The organism is Rhodoferax ferrireducens (assembly GCF_049302455.1).
Taxonomy (GTDB): Bacteria; Pseudomonadota; Gammaproteobacteria; order Burkholderiales; family Burkholderiaceae_C; genus Rhodoferax; species Rhodoferax ferrireducens_B.
The window spans coordinates 1-19,582 of the sequence record NZ_JBAQMD010000088.1 but is presented as its reverse complement, the minus strand read 5'-3'; the positions used below and the strand labels follow the sequence as shown (position 1 = coordinate 19,582).

The 19,582-nt window shown below is 60.5% G+C and carries 20 protein-coding genes; all 20 read right to left on the bottom strand.

Annotated features, from left to right (window positions below; genetic code table 11):
* Positions 1-6 precede the first annotated feature (6 nt).
* Complete coding sequence (hisI, locus tag WA157_RS15325; RefSeq protein WP_422621790.1) at positions 7-420, bottom strand: phosphoribosyl-AMP cyclohydrolase; 414 nt, start codon at positions 418-420, stop codon at positions 7-9.
* Between the two features lie 60 nt (positions 421-480).
* Positions 481-1,281 (bottom strand): imidazole glycerol phosphate synthase subunit HisF, encoded by an 801-nt coding sequence (gene hisF / locus WA157_RS15320; protein ID WP_422621789.1) that lies wholly within the window; start codon positions 1,279-1,281, stop codon positions 481-483.
* A 15-nt stretch (positions 1,282-1,296) separates the two neighbouring features.
* Entirely contained in the window at positions 1,297-2,037 is a 741-nt protein-coding gene (gene hisA / locus WA157_RS15315; protein ID WP_422621788.1) for a 1-(5-phosphoribosyl)-5-[(5-phosphoribosylamino)methylideneamino]imidazole-4-carboxamide isomerase, read from the bottom strand.
* A 149-nt stretch (positions 2,038-2,186) separates the two neighbouring features.
* Positions 2,187-2,870 (bottom strand): imidazole glycerol phosphate synthase subunit HisH, encoded by a 684-nt coding sequence (gene hisH, locus WA157_RS15310; protein WP_422621787.1) that lies wholly within the window; start codon positions 2,868-2,870, stop codon positions 2,187-2,189.
* 51 nt (positions 2,871-2,921) lie between these two features.
* On the bottom strand, positions 2,922-3,536 hold the full coding sequence (gene hisB / locus WA157_RS15305) for an imidazoleglycerol-phosphate dehydratase HisB (protein WP_422621786.1): 615 nt from the start codon (positions 3,534-3,536) through the stop codon (positions 2,922-2,924).
* A 34-nt stretch (positions 3,537-3,570) separates the two neighbouring features.
* On the bottom strand, positions 3,571-4,680 hold the full coding sequence (gene hisC / locus WA157_RS15300; protein ID WP_422621785.1) for a histidinol-phosphate transaminase: 1,110 nt from the start codon (positions 4,678-4,680) through the stop codon (positions 3,571-3,573).
* Positions 4,677-6,020 (bottom strand): histidinol dehydrogenase, encoded by a 1,344-nt coding sequence (gene hisD / locus WA157_RS15295; RefSeq protein ID WP_422621784.1) that lies wholly within the window; start codon positions 6,018-6,020, stop codon positions 4,677-4,679. The genes hisC and hisD overlap by 4 nt, the downstream gene beginning before the upstream one ends.
* Before the next feature lie 18 nt (positions 6,021-6,038).
* Complete coding sequence (gene hisG, locus WA157_RS15290) at positions 6,039-6,677, bottom strand: ATP phosphoribosyltransferase (RefSeq protein ID WP_318665567.1); 639 nt, start codon at positions 6,675-6,677, stop codon at positions 6,039-6,041.
* An 8-nt stretch (positions 6,678-6,685) separates the two neighbouring features.
* The gene (murA, locus tag WA157_RS15285) at positions 6,686-7,951 is read right to left on the bottom strand and encodes a UDP-N-acetylglucosamine 1-carboxyvinyltransferase (protein WP_422621783.1); all 1,266 of its coding nucleotides are present in this window, start codon (positions 7,949-7,951) and stop codon (positions 6,686-6,688) included.
* 59 nt (positions 7,952-8,010) lie between these two features.
* Positions 8,011-8,253, bottom strand: a complete 243-nt coding sequence (locus tag WA157_RS15280; RefSeq protein ID WP_422621782.1) for a BolA family protein — start codon at positions 8,251-8,253, stop codon at positions 8,011-8,013.
* 25 nt (positions 8,254-8,278) lie between these two features.
* A complete protein-coding gene (locus tag WA157_RS15275) occupies positions 8,279-9,034 on the bottom strand; it encodes an ABC transporter permease (RefSeq protein WP_422621781.1) in 756 nt (251 codons plus the stop codon).
* On the bottom strand, positions 9,031-10,008 hold the full coding sequence (locus WA157_RS15270; protein WP_422621780.1) for an ABC transporter ATP-binding protein: 978 nt from the start codon (positions 10,006-10,008) through the stop codon (positions 9,031-9,033). The genes WA157_RS15275 and WA157_RS15270 overlap by 4 nt, the downstream gene beginning before the upstream one ends.
* Positions 10,009-10,017: 9 nt before the next feature.
* Entirely contained in the window at positions 10,018-10,314 is a 297-nt protein-coding gene (locus tag WA157_RS15265; protein ID WP_422621809.1) for an STAS domain-containing protein, read from the bottom strand.
* Between the two features lie 2 nt (positions 10,315-10,316).
* A complete protein-coding gene (locus WA157_RS15260) occupies positions 10,317-10,955 on the bottom strand; it encodes an MlaC/ttg2D family ABC transporter substrate-binding protein (RefSeq protein ID WP_422621779.1) in 639 nt (212 codons plus the stop codon).
* Complete coding sequence (locus tag WA157_RS15255; protein WP_422621778.1) at positions 10,952-11,722, bottom strand: MlaA family lipoprotein; 771 nt, start codon at positions 11,720-11,722, stop codon at positions 10,952-10,954. The genes WA157_RS15260 and WA157_RS15255 overlap by 4 nt, the downstream gene beginning before the upstream one ends.
* A 77-nt stretch (positions 11,723-11,799) precedes the next feature.
* Positions 11,800-12,288 (bottom strand): outer membrane lipid asymmetry maintenance protein MlaD, encoded by a 489-nt coding sequence (gene mlaD / locus WA157_RS15250; protein ID WP_422621777.1) that lies wholly within the window; start codon positions 12,286-12,288, stop codon positions 11,800-11,802.
* Between the two features lie 27 nt (positions 12,289-12,315).
* Complete coding sequence (gene mlaE, locus WA157_RS15245) at positions 12,316-13,098, bottom strand: lipid asymmetry maintenance ABC transporter permease subunit MlaE (protein WP_422621776.1); 783 nt, start codon at positions 13,096-13,098, stop codon at positions 12,316-12,318.
* Positions 13,095-13,910, bottom strand: a complete 816-nt coding sequence (locus WA157_RS15240) for an ABC transporter ATP-binding protein (protein ID WP_422621775.1) — start codon at positions 13,908-13,910, stop codon at positions 13,095-13,097. The genes mlaE and WA157_RS15240 overlap by 4 nt, the downstream gene beginning before the upstream one ends.
* A gap of 115 nt (positions 13,911-14,025) precedes the next feature.
* Positions 14,026-15,492, bottom strand: coding sequence for a glutamate synthase subunit beta (locus tag WA157_RS15235; RefSeq protein ID WP_422621774.1), 1,467 nt, complete (start codon positions 15,490-15,492; stop codon positions 14,026-14,028).
* Between the two features lie 11 nt (positions 15,493-15,503).
* The coding region (locus tag WA157_RS15230) for a glutamate synthase-related protein (protein WP_422621773.1) at positions 15,504-19,582 on the bottom strand (4,079 nt) is incomplete at its 5' end.

Genomic DNA, 19,582 nt, shown 5'->3' with positions numbered 1-19,582 from the left:
GAACGCCTATTTGTAGATGGTTTGCGGGTCTTTCAAGACCGGATCGGTAACTTTCCACTCGCCATTTTCATACACGCTGAAGAAACAACTGTGACGCCCGGTGTGACAGGCAATGCCGGGCTCGTGCCCGAGCTGCGTCACCTTGAGCAAAATCACGTCGTTGTCGCAGTCCATGCGAATTTCGTGCACTTTTTGCACATGGCCCGACTCTTCGCCCTTGAACCACAGTTTATTGCGCGAGCGGCTGAAATATACCGCCTGACCCAGCTCAGCCGTCTTTTGCAAAGCCTCGCGGTTCATCCAGGCGAACATCAGCACGTCGCCGCTGCTTTGCTCCTGGGCAATCACTGGCACCAGACCTTTGGAATCCCAGCGAATATGCTTAAGCCAGCTCAAGGCGGGCGTGGTCGTGTTTGTCATTCGTTACTTAATTGATAGCTGCTCACGCAGCGTTGGCGGGGGCTAAAGGCCAAAAAGCCTTTATATTCTGACCGGTATGCCGCGCGCGGCCATGTGCGCCTTGGCTTGCGCCACGGTGAACTCGCCGTAGTGGAAGATGCTGGCGGCCAGCACCGCGTCAGCACCCCCGATCTGGATGCCGTCGGCCAGATGGTCCAGCGTGCCGACACCGCCCGAGGCAATCACCGGCACGCTGACCGCGTCGCTCACGGCGCGTGTCAGGGCCAGGTCAAAACCGGCCTTGGTGCCGTCGCGGTCCATGCTGGTGAGCAGGATTTCACCGGCACCGAGGTCGGCCATCAGGCGTGCCCAGATCACGGCGTCCAGACCGGTGTTTTTGCGCCCACCGTGGCTGTAAACGTCCCAACCCTCACCCACTGCCTGACCGTTGGCATCGAGTCGACCGACATCGGTTGCCAGGCGGCGCTTGGCGTCGATGGCCACCACAATGCACTGGGCGCCGTACTTGCGCGAGGCGTCCCGGATCACCTGCGGGTTCGCTATGGCCGCTGAGTTGAAGCTGGTCTTGTCGGCCCCGGCGTTAAGCAGGCGGCGCACATCGTCCACCGTGCGCACGCCACCGCCCACCGTCAAGGGAATAAACACCTGGCTGGCCACCGCCTCAATGATGTGCAGAATCAGGTCGCGCCCGTCACTGGTGGCGGTGATGTCCAGGAACGTCAGTTCATCAGCGCCTTGATCGTTGTAGCGCGCTGCGATTTCCACCGGGTCACCGGCGTCGCGCAGCTCGACAAAATTGACACCTTTGACGACTCGGCCGCCGGTGACATCGAGGCAGGGGATGATGCGTTTGGCGAGCACTATATGGTCCGCCGCTCAGCCGTTGAGCTCATTGGCCCGCTCCTGCGCGGCTTCAAAATCGAGGTCGCCGCTGTAAATGGCACGGCCGCAGATTACACCTTCAATGCCTTCGCCTTCGACCGCGCACAGCGCTTCAATGTCGGCCATGCTGGACAGGCCGCCGGAGGCAATCACCGGAATGGTCAACGCTTGCGCCAGACGAACGGTGGCTTCAATGTTGATACCGCTGAGCATGCCGTCGCGGCTGATGTCGGTGTAGATGATGGATTCGACGCCGTAGTCTTCAAACTTCTTGGCCAGGTCCACCACGTCGTGGCGGGTGAGCTTGCTCCAGCCGTCGGTGGCGATCTTGCCGTCGCGCGCATCCAGGCCAACGATGATGTGGCCGCCAAAGGCGGTGCAGGCGTCCTGCAAAAAGCCAGGGTTTTTGACCGCGGCCGTGCCAATGATCACATAGCGCAGGCCGGCATCCAGATAACGCTCGATGGTGTCAAGGTCGCGAATGCCGCCGCCCAACTGCACATCCACCTCGCTGCCCACGTCTTTCAGAATTTTGCGAATCGCCAGCTCGTTCTTGGGATGCCCGGCAAAAGCACCATTCAAATCAACCAGATGCAGGCGGCGGGCGCCTTTGTCGACCCAGTTGCGTGCCATGACGAATGGCTCTTCGCTGAAAGTGGTGGATTGATCCATGTCGCCTTGTTTGAGGCGTACACAGTGGCCGTCTTTTAAGTCAATTGCAGGGATTAAAAGCATGATGCTTCAGAAGTGGTGGAGGAAGGGAAACGATCAAAAAATAAGTTGCCGCGCTTGCCGGCGATCGGCGCAGTGCGTCGTATCAGCCATGGCGGGCGAGGCTGGGCGCGTGAGAGGCAAGGACGTAGCGCATGGAATTGGAAATGGAGTCAAGGGTTCCACTGAAGGAAATTGCGGTACAGGGCTAGACCGTGCTCGGCGCTTTTTTCAGGATGAAATTGGGTGGCAAAAATATTATCGCGCGCAATGGCTGAACTGAAGCGGTGCCCGTAGTCGGTCTCGCCCACGCTGTGGCGCGCATCCGACGGTTGGGCGTAGTAACTGTGTACAAAGTAGAAGTAGCTGCCGTCCGGCACGTCGCCCCACACCGGGTGCGGCGGGCCACCGTGGTTGTTGCGCCAGACCTGGTTCCAGCCCATTTGCGGCACCTTGTAGCGGCTGCCGTCAGGTTGCAACTGGCCGGCCAATTCAAACTTGAGCACCTCGCCGTGGATCAAGCCCAGGCCAGGCGTGTCGCCCTCGGCGCTGTGGTCAAGCAGCATTTGCATGCCGACGCAGACACCAAACAGGGGCTTATGAGCGGCAGCTTCCAGCACCGAGGCTTGCAAACCCGACTCACGCAGCTCGCGCATGCAGTCGGGCATGGCGCCCTGGCCGGGTAACACGATGCGTTCGGCCGCGCGCACTTCATCGGGCTTGGCGGTGATGATCACCCGAAAACCGGTGCCGGCCGCCGCTGCTTGCACCGCCTGCGACACCGAACGCAAATTGCCCATGCCGTAGTCGACCACCGCCACGGTCTTGCCAGACACACTTGTAACTACTGAATTCATAGCTGCTTACGCAATAGGGACGGGGGCTAGAGGCCGATTTGGCTTATAAAACTACAATGTACCTTTGGTCGATGGAATTTGCCCCAAGGCGCGCGGATCGAACTCCAGCGCGGCGCGCAGGGCGCGGGCGAAGGCCTTGAACACGGTTTCGGCCTGGTGGTGCGCGTTCTCGCCCTTCAGGTTGTCAATGTGCAGCGTCACAAACGCGTGGTTCACAAAGCCCTGAAAAAACTCATGTGCGAGTTGGGCATCGAAAGTGCCGATCATGCCGCTCTTGAACGGCACGTCCATCACCAAGCCGGGACGGCCGGAGAAATCGATCACCACCCGACTCAAGGCCTCATCCAGCGGCACATAAGCATGGCCGTAACGGCGTATGCCTTTTTTGTCGCCCACGGCCTGGTGCACCGCTTGCCCGAGCGTGATGCCCACGTCTTCGACCGTGTGGTGGCCGTCGATGTGCAGGTCCCCCGTGGCCTGGATGTCGAGGTCGATCAGGCCGTGGCGCGCAATCTGGTCGAGCATGTGGTCAAAAAAACCGATGCCGGTCGATAGATGTGACTGGCCGCTGCCGTCGAGGTTGACTTTGACGGTGATGCGGGTCTCGGCGGTGTTGCGAGTGACGACGGCGGTGCGCGCGGGCACAAGAGCGATGGGCGTGGACATAAGCGTGAATGTTAACGTGAAAGTCGTGGCGCGTTCAGAGGCAGTTTCGCAGCGCCGCCAGCATCTGCTGGTTTTCTTCCTTTGTTCCCACCGTCACACGCAAACAATTGGACAGCAAGGGGTGCATGGTGGAGACATTCTTGACCAGCACCTTGCGCAACCGCATGCCTTCAAAGGTTTTTTGCGCGTCAGGTACGCGCACCAGCAACATGTTGGCCTCGCTGGGGTAGGCGTGCACACCGGGCAACTTGGCCAACTCATCAAAAAGAAGAGCACGTTGCGCCCGCAGGTCAAGGGCTTGCGCTGCAAATACTTCCTGGTGTTCGAGCGCAAACAGGGCGCACTCGCAATTCAACACGCTCACGTTGTAGGGCGGACGCACCTTGTCGATCTCGGCGATCAACTCGCGTCGGCCCATCAGGTAACCCAGGCGGATACCGGCCAGACCAAATTTGGAGAGCGTTCGCAGCAGCAGCACATGGTGATGCCGCGCCAGCCGGTCGATGTAGCTTTTGCTGGAAAACGGCTGGTAGGCTTCGTCGATGACCACCAGACCGCCTTGTGCACCCGCTGCTTCGATGACGCTCTCGATCACCGCGTCATTCCACAAATTGGCCGTGGGGTTGTTGGGGTAGGCCAGATAGGTGAGGGCGGGTTGGTGTTCCTTGATGGCTGCCAGCATGGCACCTTCGTCCAACTCGAAATTCTCGGTCAGCGCGACGCCGTGAAAGTCCAGTCCCTGCAATTGCGCGCTCATGGCGTACATCACAAAGCCCGGCACTGGGGCGAGCACGCCAGCCTTTTTGAAACCGTTGACGCTGCTGGGCGGTACGGCGCAGGCCAGCGCCAGCAGGCTGATGAGTTCGTCGGAGCCGTTGCCCAGCATGAGGTCAAAACCGTCGGGCATGACGGCATATCGGGCCAGTGCCTGGCGCAAATCATTCACCCGCGCGTCCGGGTAGCGGTTGAGTGCCAATGCGCCTAGCCGTTGCCCCAGTGCTTGTTGCAGGGCGGGCGGCAGGCGATGCGGGTTCTCCATGGCATCGAGCTTGACCATGCCGGCTGAATCCTGGATGGCATAGGCGTGCATGGCTTGCACGTCGGGGCGGATCACTGGTCGTCTGCCCGCGTCCAATGCGCTCATGGGTTCATTCGCATGGGCGGCACAGTGGCCAGGCGCAGCTCCGCCGCACGGGCATGTGCCTGCAAGCCTTCGCCATAGGCCAGTTCAGCCGCGACCAGTCCCAGTGTCTGGGCACCCGCTTCGCTGACTTCGATCAGGCTGGAGCGCTTTTGGAAGTCATAAACCCCCAGGGGCGAGCTGAATCGCGCCGTGCCGCTGGTGGGCAGTACGTGGTTCGGTCCGGCGCAGTAGTCGCCCAGCGATTCGCTGGTGTAGGCGCCCAGAAAAATGGCGCCGGCGTGCTTGAGCAGCGGCTCCCAGCGGTGGGGGTCACGGCTTGATACTTCCAGATGCTCGGGCGCTATGGCGTTGCTGATGGCGCAGGCTTCGTCCATGTCGCGGGTATGGATCAAGGCGCCACGGCCGTTGAGTGACTTGGCGATGATCTCGCGCCGTGGCATGTCAGGCAGCAGACGGTTGATGCTCTGTTGCACCAACTCGATATAAGCCAGGTCGGGACACAGCAAAATGCTTTGCGCCAGCTCATCGTGCTCGGCCTGGCTGAACAAATCCATCGCCACCCAGTCGGGTGGCGTGCTGCCGTCAGCCAACACCAAAATCTCGCTCGGGCCGGCAATCATATCGATGCCCACCACGCCAAAGACACGCCGTTTGGCGGCCGCCACGTAGGCGTTGCCGGGGCCGGTGATTTTGTCGACCTTTGGGATGGTCTGCGTGCCATAGGCCAGCGCCGCCACGGCTTGGGCGCCACCGACCGTGAAAGCACGGGTCACGCCAGCCACATAGGCTGCGGCCAGTACCAGCGCGTTCTTTTCACCTTTGGGCGTGGGCACCACCATGATGATCTCGCCCACGCCCGCCACGTGGGCCGGGATGGCGTTCATCAACACGCTCGATGGATACGCCGCCTTGCCGCCGGGCACATAGATGCCGACCCGGTCCAGCGGCGTGACCTTTTGGCCGAGCAGCGTGCCGTCGGCGTCAACGTAGCTCCAGCTCTGGCCGCAGGCTTTTTTTTGCGCTTCGTGGTAGCTGCGCACGCGCGCGGCGGCGGCTTGCAGGGCTTCGCGCTGAACAGCGGGAATGGCCTCGAAGGCGGCTTTCAGCTCGGCCTGCGTCAGCTCCAACTCCGCCAGGGTGACGGCATTCAAGGCGTCAAAGCGTTGGGTGTACTCCAGCACCGCCGCATCGCCGCGATGCTGCACGTCCAACAGGATGTCGGCCACGCGCTGCTCGATGGCGGCATCGGCCGCCGCCGACCAATGCAGTCGCGCTTTGAAATCAGCCTCAAATGTGCTGCTGGCAGTTGATAGACGGGCAGGATTAGCTGTAATTGGCATGGCGATTTCACCTCTAAATTACTGGCCAATGGCGGAAGCAAAAGCGTCGATGATCTTGCGAATCGGGGCCTGCTTGAGTTTGAGCGCGGCCTGATTCACCACCAGCCGCGAGCTGATGTCCATGATGTGCTCGACTTCCACCAAATGATTGGCCTTGAGCGTGTTGCCGGTGGAAACCAGATCCACAATCGCGTCCGACAAACCCACCAGTGGCGCCAACTCCATGCTGCCGTAGAGCTTGATCAAGTCGACATGCACGCCTTTGGCAGCAAAAAATTCGCGCGAGATGGCCACATATTTGGTCGCCACCCGCAGGCGTGAGCCTTGTTTGACCGCCGAGGCGTAGTCGAAATCGGCGCGCACGGCCACGCTGATGCGGCACTTGGCAATCTGCAAATCCAGCGGTTGGTACAGGCCATCGCTGCCATGCTCCAGCAGCGTGTCTTTGCCGGTGATGCCCAAATCGGCGCCGCCGTATTGCACATAGGTCGGCACATCGGAGGCGCGTACCACCAGCACGCGCACGTTGGGCTGGTTGGTGGTCAGGATGAGTTTGCGCGATTTTTCGGGATCTTCCAGGACCTCAATACCGGCAGCGCGCAGCAGCGGCAAGGTTTCTTCGAAGATGCGACCTTTGGAGAGTGCGAGTGTGATCATGGTATTTTTTATTTGATTCGCTCAATATCAGCGCCCAGGCCACGCAGCTTGGCCTCCATCTGATCGTAGCCGCGGTCCAGGTGGTAGATGCGCTCGACCACCGTTTCACCGTCGGCGACCAGGCCCGCGATGACCAGGCTGGCAGAGGCGCGCAGGTCGGTTGCCATGACGGTGGCACCGGAGAGTTTTTCAACCCCTTCCACCACCGCGACCTTGCTGTCGATCTGGATATTGGCGCCCAGGCGAACCATCTCGTTCACGTGCATGAACCGGTTCTCAAAAATGGTCTCGGTGACCACTGCCGTGCCGTGCGAGATGCAGTTCAGCGCCATGAACTGCGCCTGCATGTCGGTGGGGAAGCCGGGGTACTCGGTGGTGCGAAAGCTTTGGCTCTTGAGCCTGCCTTGCGACTGAACCCGAATGCCGCCTTCGACCCGGGCAACGGTAGCGCCCGCATCGCGCAGCTTTTCGACCACGGCCTCCAGATGGTCAATGCGAGCAGCTTTGAGCAGCACGTCCCCACCGGTCGCCGCCACGGCGCACATGAAAGTGCCAGTCTCAATGCGATCCGCCACGACCTGATGGGTGCAGCCATGCAGCGACTCGACGCCTTGAATGCGGATGCGACTGCTGCCATGGCCTTCAATGTTGGCCCCCATTTTGATCAGCATCTCGGCCAGGTCTGTAATTTCTGGTTCCTGCGCTGCGTTTTCCAGAATGGTGACACCCTCGGCCAGGGTGGCTGCCATCAGAAAGTTTTCGGTTCCCGTGACCGTCACCATGTCCGTGGCAATGCGTGCACCTTTCAGGCGCGTCCAGCCCTGCGGCAATTTGGCGATCATGTAACCGTGCTCCACCACAATCTCGGCGCCCATGGCCGTCAAGCCCTTGATGTGCTGGTCCACCGGACGCGAGCCAATGGCACAACCGCCCGGCAGGGACACGGTCGCCTCGCCAAAACGGGTCAGGAGCGGGCCCAGTGCCAGCACCGAAGCGCGCATGGTCTTGACCAGTTCATAGGGCGCCTCGGGTGAGCTCAGGGCGCTGGCATCGACTGTTACCCTGCCGTCATCGCTGCGCTCGGCCGCGACGCCCATGTTGCGAATCAGCTTGAGCATGGTGGCCACGTCCTGCAATCGCGGCACGTTGGTCAGCGTCACAGGTGCTGCTGTCAGCAGGCAGGCGCACAACTCGGGCAGGGTGGCGTTTTTGGCGCCCGAAATCAGCACCTCGCCCTGCAGTGAGCGGCCACCGCGAATCAGTAATTTGTCCATCGGATCAGTTCATAAAAATTAGAAGGCGCGCGCTGGTGCTGCCACGCTGGGGGTGGCCTTCATTGAGGTGATGCCGCCCATTCGGCTGGCGTGAACGCCTTGATCGACAAAGCGTGCACCTCGTTGCTGTGTATCTTTTCACCCAAGGTGGCGTAGACCCGCTGGTGGCGTTTGATGGCGCGCAGGCCTTCAAATTCGGGCGACACGATGGTGGTGTACCAATGCTGGCCGTCGCCCGTGAGTTCGATGTGCTCGCAGATCAGGTTGGCGGCAATGATGTTCTTGATCTCGTCTGCAGTCATGTCAACACCTCAAAAATTAAAAAAGTCAGGAACGAAGTTTGTAGCCGGTGCGCAGCAGCGTGACAGCCACCGCGCTCACCACGGCCAGCGCAACGCCGACCACCCCCAGGCTCAGCCACGGCGACACATCGCTGACACCAAAACAGCCGTAACGAAAGCCATCAATCATGTAGAAAAATGGATTGAGGTGGCTCACGGTCTGCCAGAACGGTGGCAATGAATGAATGGAATAAAAGACGCCACTCAAAAAGGTCATGGGCATGACCACAAAGTTCTGAAAGGCCGCCAGCTGATCAAATTTGTCGGCCCACAAACCGGCTATCAGCCCCAGCGTGCCCATCAGCGCGGCGCCCAGCACGGCAAAGGTGAGTAGCCACCCCGGCGATACAAAATAGATGTCCGTGAAAAAGGCCGATACGGCAAACACCCCCACACCGACGACCAAGCCCCGCACGACGGCCGCGCCGACGTAGGCCACAAACCAGTTCATGTAGGACAGCGGTGTGAGCAGCAAAAACACCAGGTTGCCCATCATTTTGCTCATGATCAGGGACGACGAGCTGTTGGCAAACGCGTTTTGCAGCAGGCTCATCATGGCCAGACCGGGCACCAGAAAAGCGGTGTATTTGATGGTGTCGTAGACCTTGACGTGCGACTCCAGCGCGTGGCCAAAGATCAACAAGTAGAGCATGGCGGTCAATACCGGCCCGGCCACGGTCTGAAACGCGACGCGCCAGAAGCGCAGCACTTCCTTGTAAAAGAGCATCTTCCATCCGGTCATGTTGCCAGTGCCCCCTTGGCCTGGAGGCTGGCCACTGCGCCCGGGCTGCTTGCCTCGTCGCCATTCGCCGCCATAACCGCCAGAAACACATCTTCCAGATCGGCGCGCCGAATTTCCACGTCCTGCGCAGTCAAACCGGCTTCACGAACTGCCGCCAGGTATTGCTCGATGGCGTGGGCATCCTGCGCCGGGAACTGCACCACGCGCCCGGTCACGCGGGCTTGGGCTGCCAGTGCATGGGGTAGTTCGCCATCGATTTTGAAGCGTAGCAGGTTGCTGGTGCCTGATTTGAGCAGCGCGCTGGTACTGTCCAGCGCCACCACCCGGCCAGACTTGAGCATGGCGATACGGCCACACAAGGCCTCGGCTTCTTCCAGGTAATGCGTGGTCAACAGCACGGTGTGACCGAGTTTGTTGAGTTTGCTGATGAATTGCCACAGGGTCTGGCGTAACTCTACGTCAACGCCAGCGGTCGGCTCATCGAGCACGATCACTGGCGGCTTGTGCACCAGCGCTTGCGCAACCAACACGCGCCGCTTCATGCCGCCCGAGAGCTCACGCATGTTGGCGTTGGCCTTGTCGCTCAAGCCCAGACTCTCCAGCAACTCATCAATCCAGGCATCGTTATGCCGGATGCCAAAGTAACCGGACTGGAAACGCAAGGCTTCCCGCACATTGAAGAACGGATCAAACACCAGTTCTTGCGGCACTACGCCGAGCTTGCGTCGCGCCTGGGCGTAGTCCGTTTGGACGTCGTGCCCCAACACCGTCACGCTGCCCGAATTGGCGCGGGTCAGACCGGCCAGAATGCTGATCAGCGTGGTCTTGCCCGCGCCATTGGGTCCCAGCAGGCCAAAAAATTCGCCCTCTTCAACATCCAGACTGACGCGGTCGAGCGCCAGAAAAGTGCTGCCTTGGGGTCCGCGGGGAGAAGGATAGGCTTTGGAGACTGACTGAAAGGAGATGGCGGGCATGACAGACCGCTAGTTTACCGGGGCCGGCGCTGTTGGCGGCGTGGCCGCCAGCAACTCGACCACACCATACAGCGTTGCCAGATCAGCGAGCCGTTTGGGGAGACCCTGCGTCGAGAAGCGCTTGCCTTGAGCCAATGCAGCGCGCCGGAACTCAAGCAACACGGCCAGCGCCGACGAGTCAAATCGGTTCAAAGGGCTGGCATCTACAACCGCCTCCGGGCTCGGGAGCGAAGCCAGGTCTTGCACCAGAGCCCGCAGACACGCGTTGGCCTGGGGCTGTGTCAACTCTTGCGGCAAGACCAGCATGGTCATCCCTTCTTGGCATTGATCTTGTTGCGTTCCACCAGGGTGGCAATCAGGCCGTCAATGCCTTTGGCATTGATTTCCTGAGCAAACTGGCTGCGGTAGGTGTCGACCAGCCACACACCCAGTACATTCAGGTTATAAATTTTCCAGCCTGCACCTTCGCCAGGTGTCCTTTCCAGTCGGTAGTCGAGTTGAACCGGGTCGCCCCGACCCTTGATTTCAGTGCGTACAACCACTTCTTTATCGTCAGGGCCCGAGCGCATGGGTTTGACGCTGAAGGTCACGTCGTTGACCTGGGTCAAGGCACCGGCATAGGTGCGCGCCAGCAAAATCTTGAACTCTTCCTGCAAGCGCTGTTGCTGTTCGGGTGTGGCCTGGCGCCATTTGGGCCCCACCGCCGAGGCCGTCATGCGTTTGAAATCAACGTTGGGCATCACCAGGGTGTCCGCCAAGGCAACGATCCGGGAAACGTCGCCGCTTTGAACGGATTTGTCGGCCTTGATGCTGTTGAGAACCTCGGTGGACAAACGTTTGATGAAAGCATCGGCTGCTTCATCCGCCGCGTGTACTGGCATCGCCAGTATGCCCATGGCGCCCACAACAAGCGCTGCAAAAAGTTGACTGAATAAACGACGTTTCATGGTTTGGCTTTCTCATCGCCGGTCGTGCCGGATTCTTTTAAAGTTTGAACCCAGGCCCGGGTGCGCTCGCGGACCTTCGAAATATCCTGCTTCACAGGTGACTTTTCAACCTCGCCATCATCGGGCGGGTTGCCATCGTAAATGCTGTTGCGACGACGTTGAAGATAGGCGTCGCGGGTAAAAGTGTATTTGTCCAGCGCCACGGCTTCCAGCATGCTGGAGGCTCCCAGCAAGGAGGCCCGTGTGTCCACCAGGCGCACCAAAATGACGCTGTTGCGGGTTGGAATGTGCTCGATGCCCGAGACCAAGTCACCTTGTGCATCAACGGGCAGTGCCGCCGTGTCACGCAGCGTGGACGGTCCTAGCAAGGGCAGTACCAGGTAAGGGCCGGGCGCGACACCCCAATAGCCCAGGGTATGTCCAAAATCCTTGGTGTGACGTTCAATCCTCATCTCGGACGCCACATCCAGAATGCCGCCCAGACCGAGGAAGGTATTGACACCAAAACGCATGAAACTATTGGCCGCTGGCTCGCCCTTGAACTGCAAGGCATTGTTCACACCCGACCAGGCATCCTGCAAGTTGGCAAAGAAGTTGCGGACACCCCGGCGTACCGGTGCGGGCAAGACGTCCTGATAGGTTGTGGCCACCGGCTTGACGACCGCGGCATCGACGGCATCGTTGAACTGGTAAACCCCGCGATTAAAAGGCTCCAGCGGATCGTGCGGATTGGCACCGGGCCCACTGGCGCAGCCAGCGAGGGCCATCGAAAGCAAAACAAGGCCTGCCCATGGCGTATGGCGCGGCAGACTAAGAACCCTTTGACGCATTTGGCCACTCCCGGTCATTTGTTGACCCCATCGGCAGCAGGCGTGCTGCTATCGGCCGCCTTGCTGAATAAAAATTGACTGATCAGATTTTCCAGCACCACCGCCGACTGGGTGCTGGAGATGGTGTCACCATTGGCCAGCGTCTTCTCATCGGCACCGGGCTCCAGTCCCAAATATTGCTCGCCGAGCAAGCCGCTGGTGAGAATTTTCAGGGAACTGTCTTTGGGGAATACATATTGATTTTCCAGTGCCAGGGTCACGCGGGCCTGAAATGACTTGTCATCAAACACAATTTTCTCTACCCGGCCGACCACCACACCCGCGCTGCGGATCGCTGCTTTGGGCTTGAGTCCACCAATGTTGTCAAATTTGGCGCTCACCTGGTAGGTTTTTTCAAAACTCAGGGTCAACAAATTGGCTGCCTGCAAGGCCAAGAACAGAATGGCCACTGCCCCGATCAGCACAAACAGGCCAACCCAGACATCATTTTTCGAGCGTTGCATATTTTTTCTCTTCGATTTGTTCGATCTTCACACTGTAAACATCATGGCGGTCAGGATGAAATCAAGTCCCAGCACGGCCAGCGACGCCACGACCACGGTGCGCGTGGTGGCGCTGGCGACACCTTCGGGGGTGGGTTGGGCCTCAAAACCCTGCAGCAGCGCGACAAAGGTCACGGTAAAACCAAACACAATGCTTTTGACAATGCCGTTGCCCAGGTCTTGCCAGACATCGACACCCTCTTGTATCTGGCTCCAGAATGAACCGCCATCGACTCCAATCATCAGCACGCCCACCGCCCAACCGCCTATGATGCCCATGGCGCTAAACACTGCGGCCAACAAGGGCATGGTGATGACACCGGCCCAGAAGCGCGGCGCCAGAATGCGTTGCACCGGGTCGACCGCCATCATTTCCATGACGCTGATTTGTTCGCCCGCTTTCATCAGCCCGATCTCCGCGGTGAGCGAAGTACCGGCTCTGCCGGCAAACAACAAGGCGGTGACCACCGGACCCAGTTCTCGCACCAGCGTGAGGGTTACCAGCAGGCCCAGGGCCGATGATGAGCCGTAGCGCTGCAAGGTGTAATAGCCCTGCAAACCAAATACAAAACCGACAAACAGCCCCGACACCGCAATGATGGCCAGCGAGTAGTTGCCCAGAAAGTGAATCTGGTCGCGGATCAGGCCGAAGCGCTTGAAACTCGGCCCCAAGGTGGCCAGCAGGCGAATGAACAGGCGCGCACCCAGGCCCAAGTCCGCCAGTTGGCGGCGCACGGCGAATCCGATATCAGCGGGTTTGTACCAACTCATGGCGTCGCTCCGGCATTGAAATCTTCTTCAATCGACGGGCCGGGGTAATGGAAGCGCACCGGGCCGTCTGATAAAGCATTCACATACTGGTAGACCAGCGGATCGGTGCTCTGGCGCACTTGCTCGGGCGTGCCCTGGGCGGCAATTTTGCCGTTGGCCAGAATGATGACGTGGTCCGAAATGGCGAAGGTCTGCTCCAGCTCGTGCGAGACGAAAACACTGGTCAGGCCCATGGAGTCATTGAGCTGACGGATTAAACGCGCCGCAATGGCGAGTGAAATGGGGTCCAGGCCGGAAAACGGCTCGTCGTACATCACCAGTTCCGGGTCCAGTGCAATGGCGCGTGCCAGCGCAACGCGCCGTGCCATGCCGCCCGACAGATCGCTGGGCATCAGGTCGCGCGCGCCGCGCAAGCCGACTGCATTGAGTTTCATCAGGACAATGTGGCGAATCAGAGGGTCTGAGAGGTCGGTGTGTTCGCGCAAGGGAAACGCCACGTTCTCAAACACCGACAAATCGGCGAACAGGGCGCCAAACTGAAACAACATGCCCATGCGTCGGCGCGCCGCGTAGAGCTGGGCCTGGTTCATTGGCGTGACATCCTGCCCGTCGAACAGCATCTCACCGGACCTGGCCCGGTTTTGACCACCGATCAGGCGCAGGATGGTGGTTTTGCCGCCACCTGACGCGCCCATGAGCGCCGTGACCTTGCCACGTGGCACCGACATGGAAATATCGTCCAAAACCACCTGCTCACCGTAACCAAAGGTGAGATTTCGCAGTTCAACAAGGGATTCGGGATTGGGGGCCATTTGGGGTGTTGAAAAAACAAGGCCGGGTCTTGCCCGGCCCCTGCATCATAAGGGATTACACGGACTCGGGCCCGCGCCCGCCCCAAGCCCGGCCTGGAATCCCTGGTGGACGATCTCAGCGTGGCAGATTGCTGAATCCCATCAGGAATTCGTCCACCGCGCGCGCTGCCTGGCGACCTTCGCGAATCGCCCACACCACCAGACTCTGGCCGCGGCGCATGTCGCCCGCCGCAAACACCTTGGCCACATTGGTGGCGTAGCCGCCGCTGAACTCGGTGGTCGCTTTGGCGTTGCCGCGTGCGTCCTTGGCGACGCCGAAGGCCTCCAGCACCGTGGCGACCGGATGGACAAAACCCATGGCCAGCAACACCAAATCGGCCTGGTAGGTTTTCTCGGTACCGGCAATCTCCACCATCTGGCCGTCCTTGAACGCAACATGGACGGTCTTGATGCCTGTGAGTTTGCCCTTTTCACCGATGAATTCCTTGGTGGAAATGGCGAACTCACGGGTGCAACCCTCCTCGTGGCTGGAACTGGTGCGTAATTTCATGGGCCAATTGGGCCAGGTCAGCGGCCGGTTTTCTTGCGCCGGGGGTTGCGGCATCACCTCAAACTGGGTGACGCTGGCCGCGCCATGGCGGTTGCTGGTGCCGACGCAGTCAGAGCCGGTGTCGCCGCCGCCAATCACGATGACGTGTTTGTCCGTGGCACGCAACTGGCCCTTCAGCTTGTCACCGGCGTTGACCTTGTTTTGCTGGGGCAAAAACTCCATGGCGAAATAAATGCCATCCAGGTCGCGCCCCGGCACGGGCAGGTCACGCGACTGCTCGGCGCCGCCGGTCAACAGCACGGCGTCAAAGTCTTGTTGCAGCTGAGCAGCGGAAATCGTCTCTTTGGCCCAGTTGGTGACCTTGGAGCCCTTGGGCATTGCGCCGATCAGGACACCGGTGCGAATCGTCACGCCCTCTTGTTGCAGCTGCTCCACACGGCGATCGATGTGCGACTTTTCCATCTTGAAGTCAGGAATGCCGTAACGCAGCAAGCCGCCGACGCGGTCGTTTTTCTCGAACAGGGTGACGTCGTGGCCGACCCGCGCCAGCTGCTGCGCTGCCGCCATGCCGGCCGGGCCGGAGCCCACCACCGCCACTGCTTTGCCGGTTTTGTGTTGGGCCGGCTGCGGGGTGACCCAGCCTTCAGACCAGGCGCGGTCGATGATGGCGTGCTCAATCGACTTGATGCCCACGGCACTGTCGTTCACGTTGAGCACACAAGCCGCCTCGCACGGCGCCGGGCAGATGCGGCCGGTGAACTCGGGGAAGTTGTTGGTGCTGTGCAGCACTTCAATCGCATTTTTCCAGTCGCCCCGGTACACCAGGTCGTTGAAATCCGGAATGATGTTGTTGACCGGGCAACCGCTGCTGCAAAACGGCGTGCCGCAGTCCATGCAGCGCGCCGCCTGCTGGTTGGCCTGCCTGTCGTCCAGGCCGACCACAAACTCTTTGTAATTCTTCAAACGCTCAGGCACCGGCTTGTAGCCTTCCTCGATGCGTTCAAACTCCATGAAACCCGTTACTTTTCCCATGATTCTTGTCCTTATTTAGCGGGGGCTACTTCTTTTTTAGTAGCTGCCTGAGCACGACTGGTGAGGGCCAGAGCCTCTTTTTGTGCATGAATTGTGGCGAGCGCGCGTTTGTATTCATTGGGGAACACCTTGACGAACTTGAGCCGGGCCAGCTCCCAGTTGTCCAGCAACTCGCGGGCGCGCTTGCTGCCGGTCCAGCGGTTGTGCTCTTCCAGTAGTTTCTTCAATTGCGCCTCATCGCTTTGGCCGCGGTGCCAAAGACTGGCTTCCACCGTTTCCTTTTGCTCGGCCGCCGTCAATACCTTGGTCAGAGACACCATGGCGGTGTTGCAGCGCTTGGCGAACTTGCCGTCCTCGTCATAAACGTAGGCAATGCCGCCGCTCATGCCAGCTGCAAAGTTGCGTCCGGTGATGCCCAGCACGGCCACGGTGCCGCCAGTCATGTACTCGCAGCCATGGTCGCCGGTGCCTTCCACCACCGTCGTCGCGCCCGACAGACGCACCGCAAAGCGCTCGCCAGCGACGCCGCTGAAGTAGGCCTCGCCACTGGTGGCGCCGTACATCACGGTGTTGCCGACGATGGTGTTTTTGACCGCGTCACCCCGGAAGTCGATGCTGGGGCGCACCACGACCCGCCCGCCACTGAGTCCTTTGCCGGTGTAGTCGTTGGCGTCCCCAATCAGATAAAGCGTGATGCCGCGCGCCAGGAACGCACCAAAGGACTGGCCGCCGGTGCCTTCCAACTGGATGCGGATGGTGTTGTCGGGCAAGCCTTCAGGGTGGACTTGCGTCACCGCGCCGGAGAGCATGGCGCCGACGGAGCGATTAACGTTGCGCGCCATTTCCATGAAATGCACTTTCTCGCCCTTGTCGATGGCGGCGCGGCTCTTGGCGATCAGGATGTTGTCCAGCGATTTGGCCAGGCCGTGGTCTTGCGTTTCGGTCTGGTAGCGCGGTACCCCGACCGGGGCGTTGGGTTGCGCAAACAAACGGCCGAAGTCCAGGCCGCTGGCTTTCCAGTGTTCGATGCCTTGGCGCATGTCGAGCAGGTCAGAGCGACCAATCAGGTCGTCAAACTTGGCGATGCCCAGCTGGGCCATGATGTGGCGTACTTCTTCGGCAACGAAAAAGAAATAATTCACCACATGCTCGGGCTTGCCGGAGAATTTTTGACGCAACGCCGGGTCCTGCGTGGCGACGCCGACCGGGCAGGTGTTGAGGTGGCATTTGCGCATCATGATGCAGCCTTCGACCACGAGCGGGGCGGTGGCAAAGCCAAATTCATCAGCGCCCAGCAGGGCACCAATGGCCACGTCGCGCCCGGTCTTGATCTGGCCATCTGTCTGCACCCGGATGCGCGAACGCAAGCGGTTGAGCACCAGGGTTTGCTGGGTTTCAGCCAGACCGATTTCCCAGGGGCTGCCCGCGTGCTTGATGGACGACCAGGGCGAGGCGCCGGTGCCGCCGTCATGGCCTGCGATCACCACATGGTCGGCCTTGCACTTGGCAACGCCGGCCGCGATGGTACCGACGCCAATCTCACTCACCAGTTTGACGCTGATGCTGGCGTGCGGCGCCACGTTTTTCAGGTCGTGAATCAGTTGCGCCAGGTCCTCGATCGAGTAAATGTCGTGGTGCGGCGGCGGCGAAATCAGCGGCACGCCGGGTATCGAGTGGCGCAGGCGACCGATGTAGTCCGACACCTTGCCGCCCGGCAATTGACCGCCTTCACCCGGCTTGGCACCTTGCGCCATCTTGATCTGGATCTGGTCGGCGCTGGTGAGGTATTCAGCGGTGACGCCAAAGCGACCGGAGGCCACCTGCTTGATGCGTGAACGTAAAGAGTCACCGTCCTGCAAAGGCAGATCGACTTCCACCACATCGGCACCAATCACGCTTTTGAGTGTGTCGCCGAGTTTGATCGGGATGCCTTTGAGTTCGTTGCGGTAACGCGCCGGGTCCTCGCCGCCCTCGCCGGTATTGCTCTTGCCGCCCAGGCGGTTCATGGCCACCGACAGCGTGGCGTGTGCTTCGGTTGAAATCGAGCCGAGCGACATGGCACCGGTGGCAAAGCGTTTGACAATCTCCGCGGCTGACTCCACTTGTTCCACCGGAATGGCTTTGGCGGGGTCAATCTTGAATTCGAACAAGCCGCGCAGCGTCATGTGGCGTTTGCTCTGGTCGTTGACGATCTGCGCGTATTCCTTGTACGTGTGCCAGCTGTTGGCGCGCGTGCTGTGCTGCAGTTTGGCGATCGCGTCGGGCGTCCACATGTGCTCTTCGCCGCGCGTGCGCCAGGCATATTCGCCACCCGCGTCCAACATGCTGGCCAGCACCGGATCCAAGCCAAAAGCCGCCTTGTGCATGCGGATGACCTCTTCAGCAATGTCGAACACCGTGATGCCCTCGACCCGGCTCGGCGTGCCCGTGAAGTACTTGGCCACCACATCGGTGGACAAGCCAATGGCCTCGAACAACTGCGCGCCGCAGTAGCTCATGTAGGTGCTCACGCCCATCTTGGACATGATCTTGGAGAGTCCCTTGCCGACCGCCTTGACGTAGTTGTAAATGGCTTTTTCGGCGCTGAGCTCACCCGGCAGATCCTTGCAGATGCTGGCCAGCGTTTCCATCGCCAGATAGGGGTGAACCGCCTCGGCGCCATAGCCGGCGAGTACGCCAAAGTGATGCACTTCACGCGCGGTGCCGGTCTCGACCACCAGACCGGCGGTGGTGCGCAAGCCGGCGCGCACCAGGTGTTGGTGAACGGCGGACAGCGCCAGCAGCGCGGGTATGGCGACTTGCGTCGCGCTGATGCCGCGGTCGCTGATGATCAGGATGTTGTTGCCACCCTTGATCGCGTCCACCGCTTCGGCGCAGAGGGACGCCAATTGCGCTTCCACGCCCTCGTGGCCCCAGGCCAGCGGGTAGGTGATGTCGAGCGTGTGGCTGCGAAACTTGCCGCGCGTGTACTTTTCGATGTCGCGCAGCTTGGCCATGTCAGCAAAGTCCAGCACCGGCTGGCTGACTTCGAGCCGCATCGGCGGGTTGACCTGGTTGATGTCGAGCAGGTTGGGCTTGGGGCCGACAAAGGACACCAGACTCATCACAATCGCTTCGCGAATCGGGTCGATGGGCGGGTTGGTCACCTGGGCAAACAACTGCTTGAAGTAGTTGTAGAGCGGCTTGTTTTTGTCGCTCAGGACGGCCAGCGGGCTGTCGTTGCCCATGGAGCCGATGGCTTCTTCACCGGCGGTGGCCATGGGGGCGATCAGAAACTTGATGTCTTCCTGCGTGAATCCAAAGGCCTGCTGGCGGTCGAGCAGACTGACCGCCACTTCAGACGCCGAGGCGGGCTCGCTGCCACCCACCACATCATCCAGGCGAATGCGCAGGTTCTCGATCCATTGCTGGTACGGTTTGCTGTTGACCAGATTGGCCTTGAGTTCGTCGTCGTCGATCATGCGACCCTGTTCCAGGTCGATCAGGAACATCTTGCCGGGCTGCAGCCGCCATTTGCGCACGATTTTGTTTTCCGGAACGGGCAACACGCCGGACTCGGAGGCCATGATGACCAGATCGTCATCGGTGATGCAGTAGCGCGACGGCCGCAGGCCGTTGCGGTCGAGCGTGGCGCCAATCTGGCGGCCGTCGGTGAACACAATGCTGGCCGGGCCGTCCCACGGCTCCATCATGGCGGCGTGGTACTCATAAAACGCCTTGCGACGCGCTTCCATGGTGGCGTGTTGTTCCCACGGCTCCGGGATCATCATCATCACGGCCTGTGCCAGCGGGTAGCCGGCCATGGTCAGCAGTTCCAGGCAGTTGTCAAAGGTGGCGGTGTCGGACTGGTCGGGGAAGCTGATCGGGTACAGCTTTTGCAGATCGGCCCCCAGCACGGGGGAGGACATCACGCCTTCGCGCGCCTTCATCCAGTTGTAGTTGCCCTTGACGGTGTTGATCTCGCCGTTGTGCGCCACATAGCGGTACGGGTGCGCCAGCGGCCACTCGGGGAAAGTGTTGGTGGAAAAGCGCTGGTGCACCAGGCCCAGCGCCGAGACGCAGCGCTCATCCTGCAGATCCAGATAGTAGG

Excerpts from the sequence above, each read along its gene's own strand:
- hisI (WP_422621790.1), bottom strand. The coding sequence starts at position 420 with ATGACAAACACGACCACGCCCGCCTTGAGCTGGCTTAAGCATATTCGC.
- hisA (WP_422621788.1), bottom strand. The coding sequence starts at position 2,037 with ATGCTTTTAATCCCTGCAATTGACTTAAAAGACGGCCACTGTGTACGC.
- hisH (WP_422621787.1), bottom strand. The coding sequence starts at position 2,870 with ATGAATTCAGTAGTTACAAGTGTGTCTGGCAAGACCGTGGCGGTGGTC.
- hisB (WP_422621786.1), bottom strand. The coding sequence starts at position 3,536 with ATGTCCACGCCCATCGCTCTTGTGCCCGCGCGCACCGCCGTCGTCACT.
- hisC (WP_422621785.1), bottom strand. The coding sequence starts at position 4,680 with ATGAGCGCATTGGACGCGGGCAGACGACCAGTGATCCGCCCCGACGTG.
- hisD (WP_422621784.1), bottom strand. The coding sequence starts at position 6,020 with ATGCCAATTACAGCTAATCCTGCCCGTCTATCAACTGCCAGCAGCACA.
- hisG (WP_318665567.1), bottom strand. The coding sequence starts at position 6,677 with ATGATCACACTCGCACTCTCCAAAGGTCGCATCTTCGAAGAAACCTTG.
- murA (WP_422621783.1), bottom strand. The coding sequence starts at position 7,951 with ATGGACAAATTACTGATTCGCGGTGGCCGCTCACTGCAGGGCGAGGTG.
- WA157_RS15280 (WP_422621782.1), bottom strand. The coding sequence starts at position 8,253 with ATGACTGCAGACGAGATCAAGAACATCATTGCCGCCAACCTGATCTGC.
- WA157_RS15275 (WP_422621781.1), bottom strand. The coding sequence starts at position 9,034 with ATGACCGGATGGAAGATGCTCTTTTACAAGGAAGTGCTGCGCTTCTGG.
- WA157_RS15270 (WP_422621780.1), bottom strand. The coding sequence starts at position 10,008 with ATGCCCGCCATCTCCTTTCAGTCAGTCTCCAAAGCCTATCCTTCTCCC.
- WA157_RS15265 (WP_422621809.1), bottom strand. The coding sequence starts at position 10,314 with ATGCTGGTCTTGCCGCAAGAGTTGACACAGCCCCAGGCCAACGCGTGT.
- WA157_RS15260 (WP_422621779.1), bottom strand. The coding sequence starts at position 10,955 with ATGAAACGTCGTTTATTCAGTCAACTTTTTGCAGCGCTTGTTGTGGGC.
- WA157_RS15255 (WP_422621778.1), bottom strand. The coding sequence starts at position 11,722 with ATGGCCCTCGCTGGCTGCGCCAGTGGGCCCGGTGCCAATCCGCACGAT.
- mlaD (WP_422621777.1), bottom strand. The coding sequence starts at position 12,288 with ATGCAACGCTCGAAAAATGATGTCTGGGTTGGCCTGTTTGTGCTGATC.
- mlaE (WP_422621776.1), bottom strand. The coding sequence starts at position 13,098 with ATGAGTTGGTACAAACCCGCTGATATCGGATTCGCCGTGCGCCGCCAA.
- WA157_RS15240 (WP_422621775.1), bottom strand. The coding sequence starts at position 13,910 with ATGGCCCCCAATCCCGAATCCCTTGTTGAACTGCGAAATCTCACCTTT.
- WA157_RS15235 (WP_422621774.1), bottom strand. The coding sequence starts at position 15,492 with ATGGGAAAAGTAACGGGTTTCATGGAGTTTGAACGCATCGAGGAAGGC.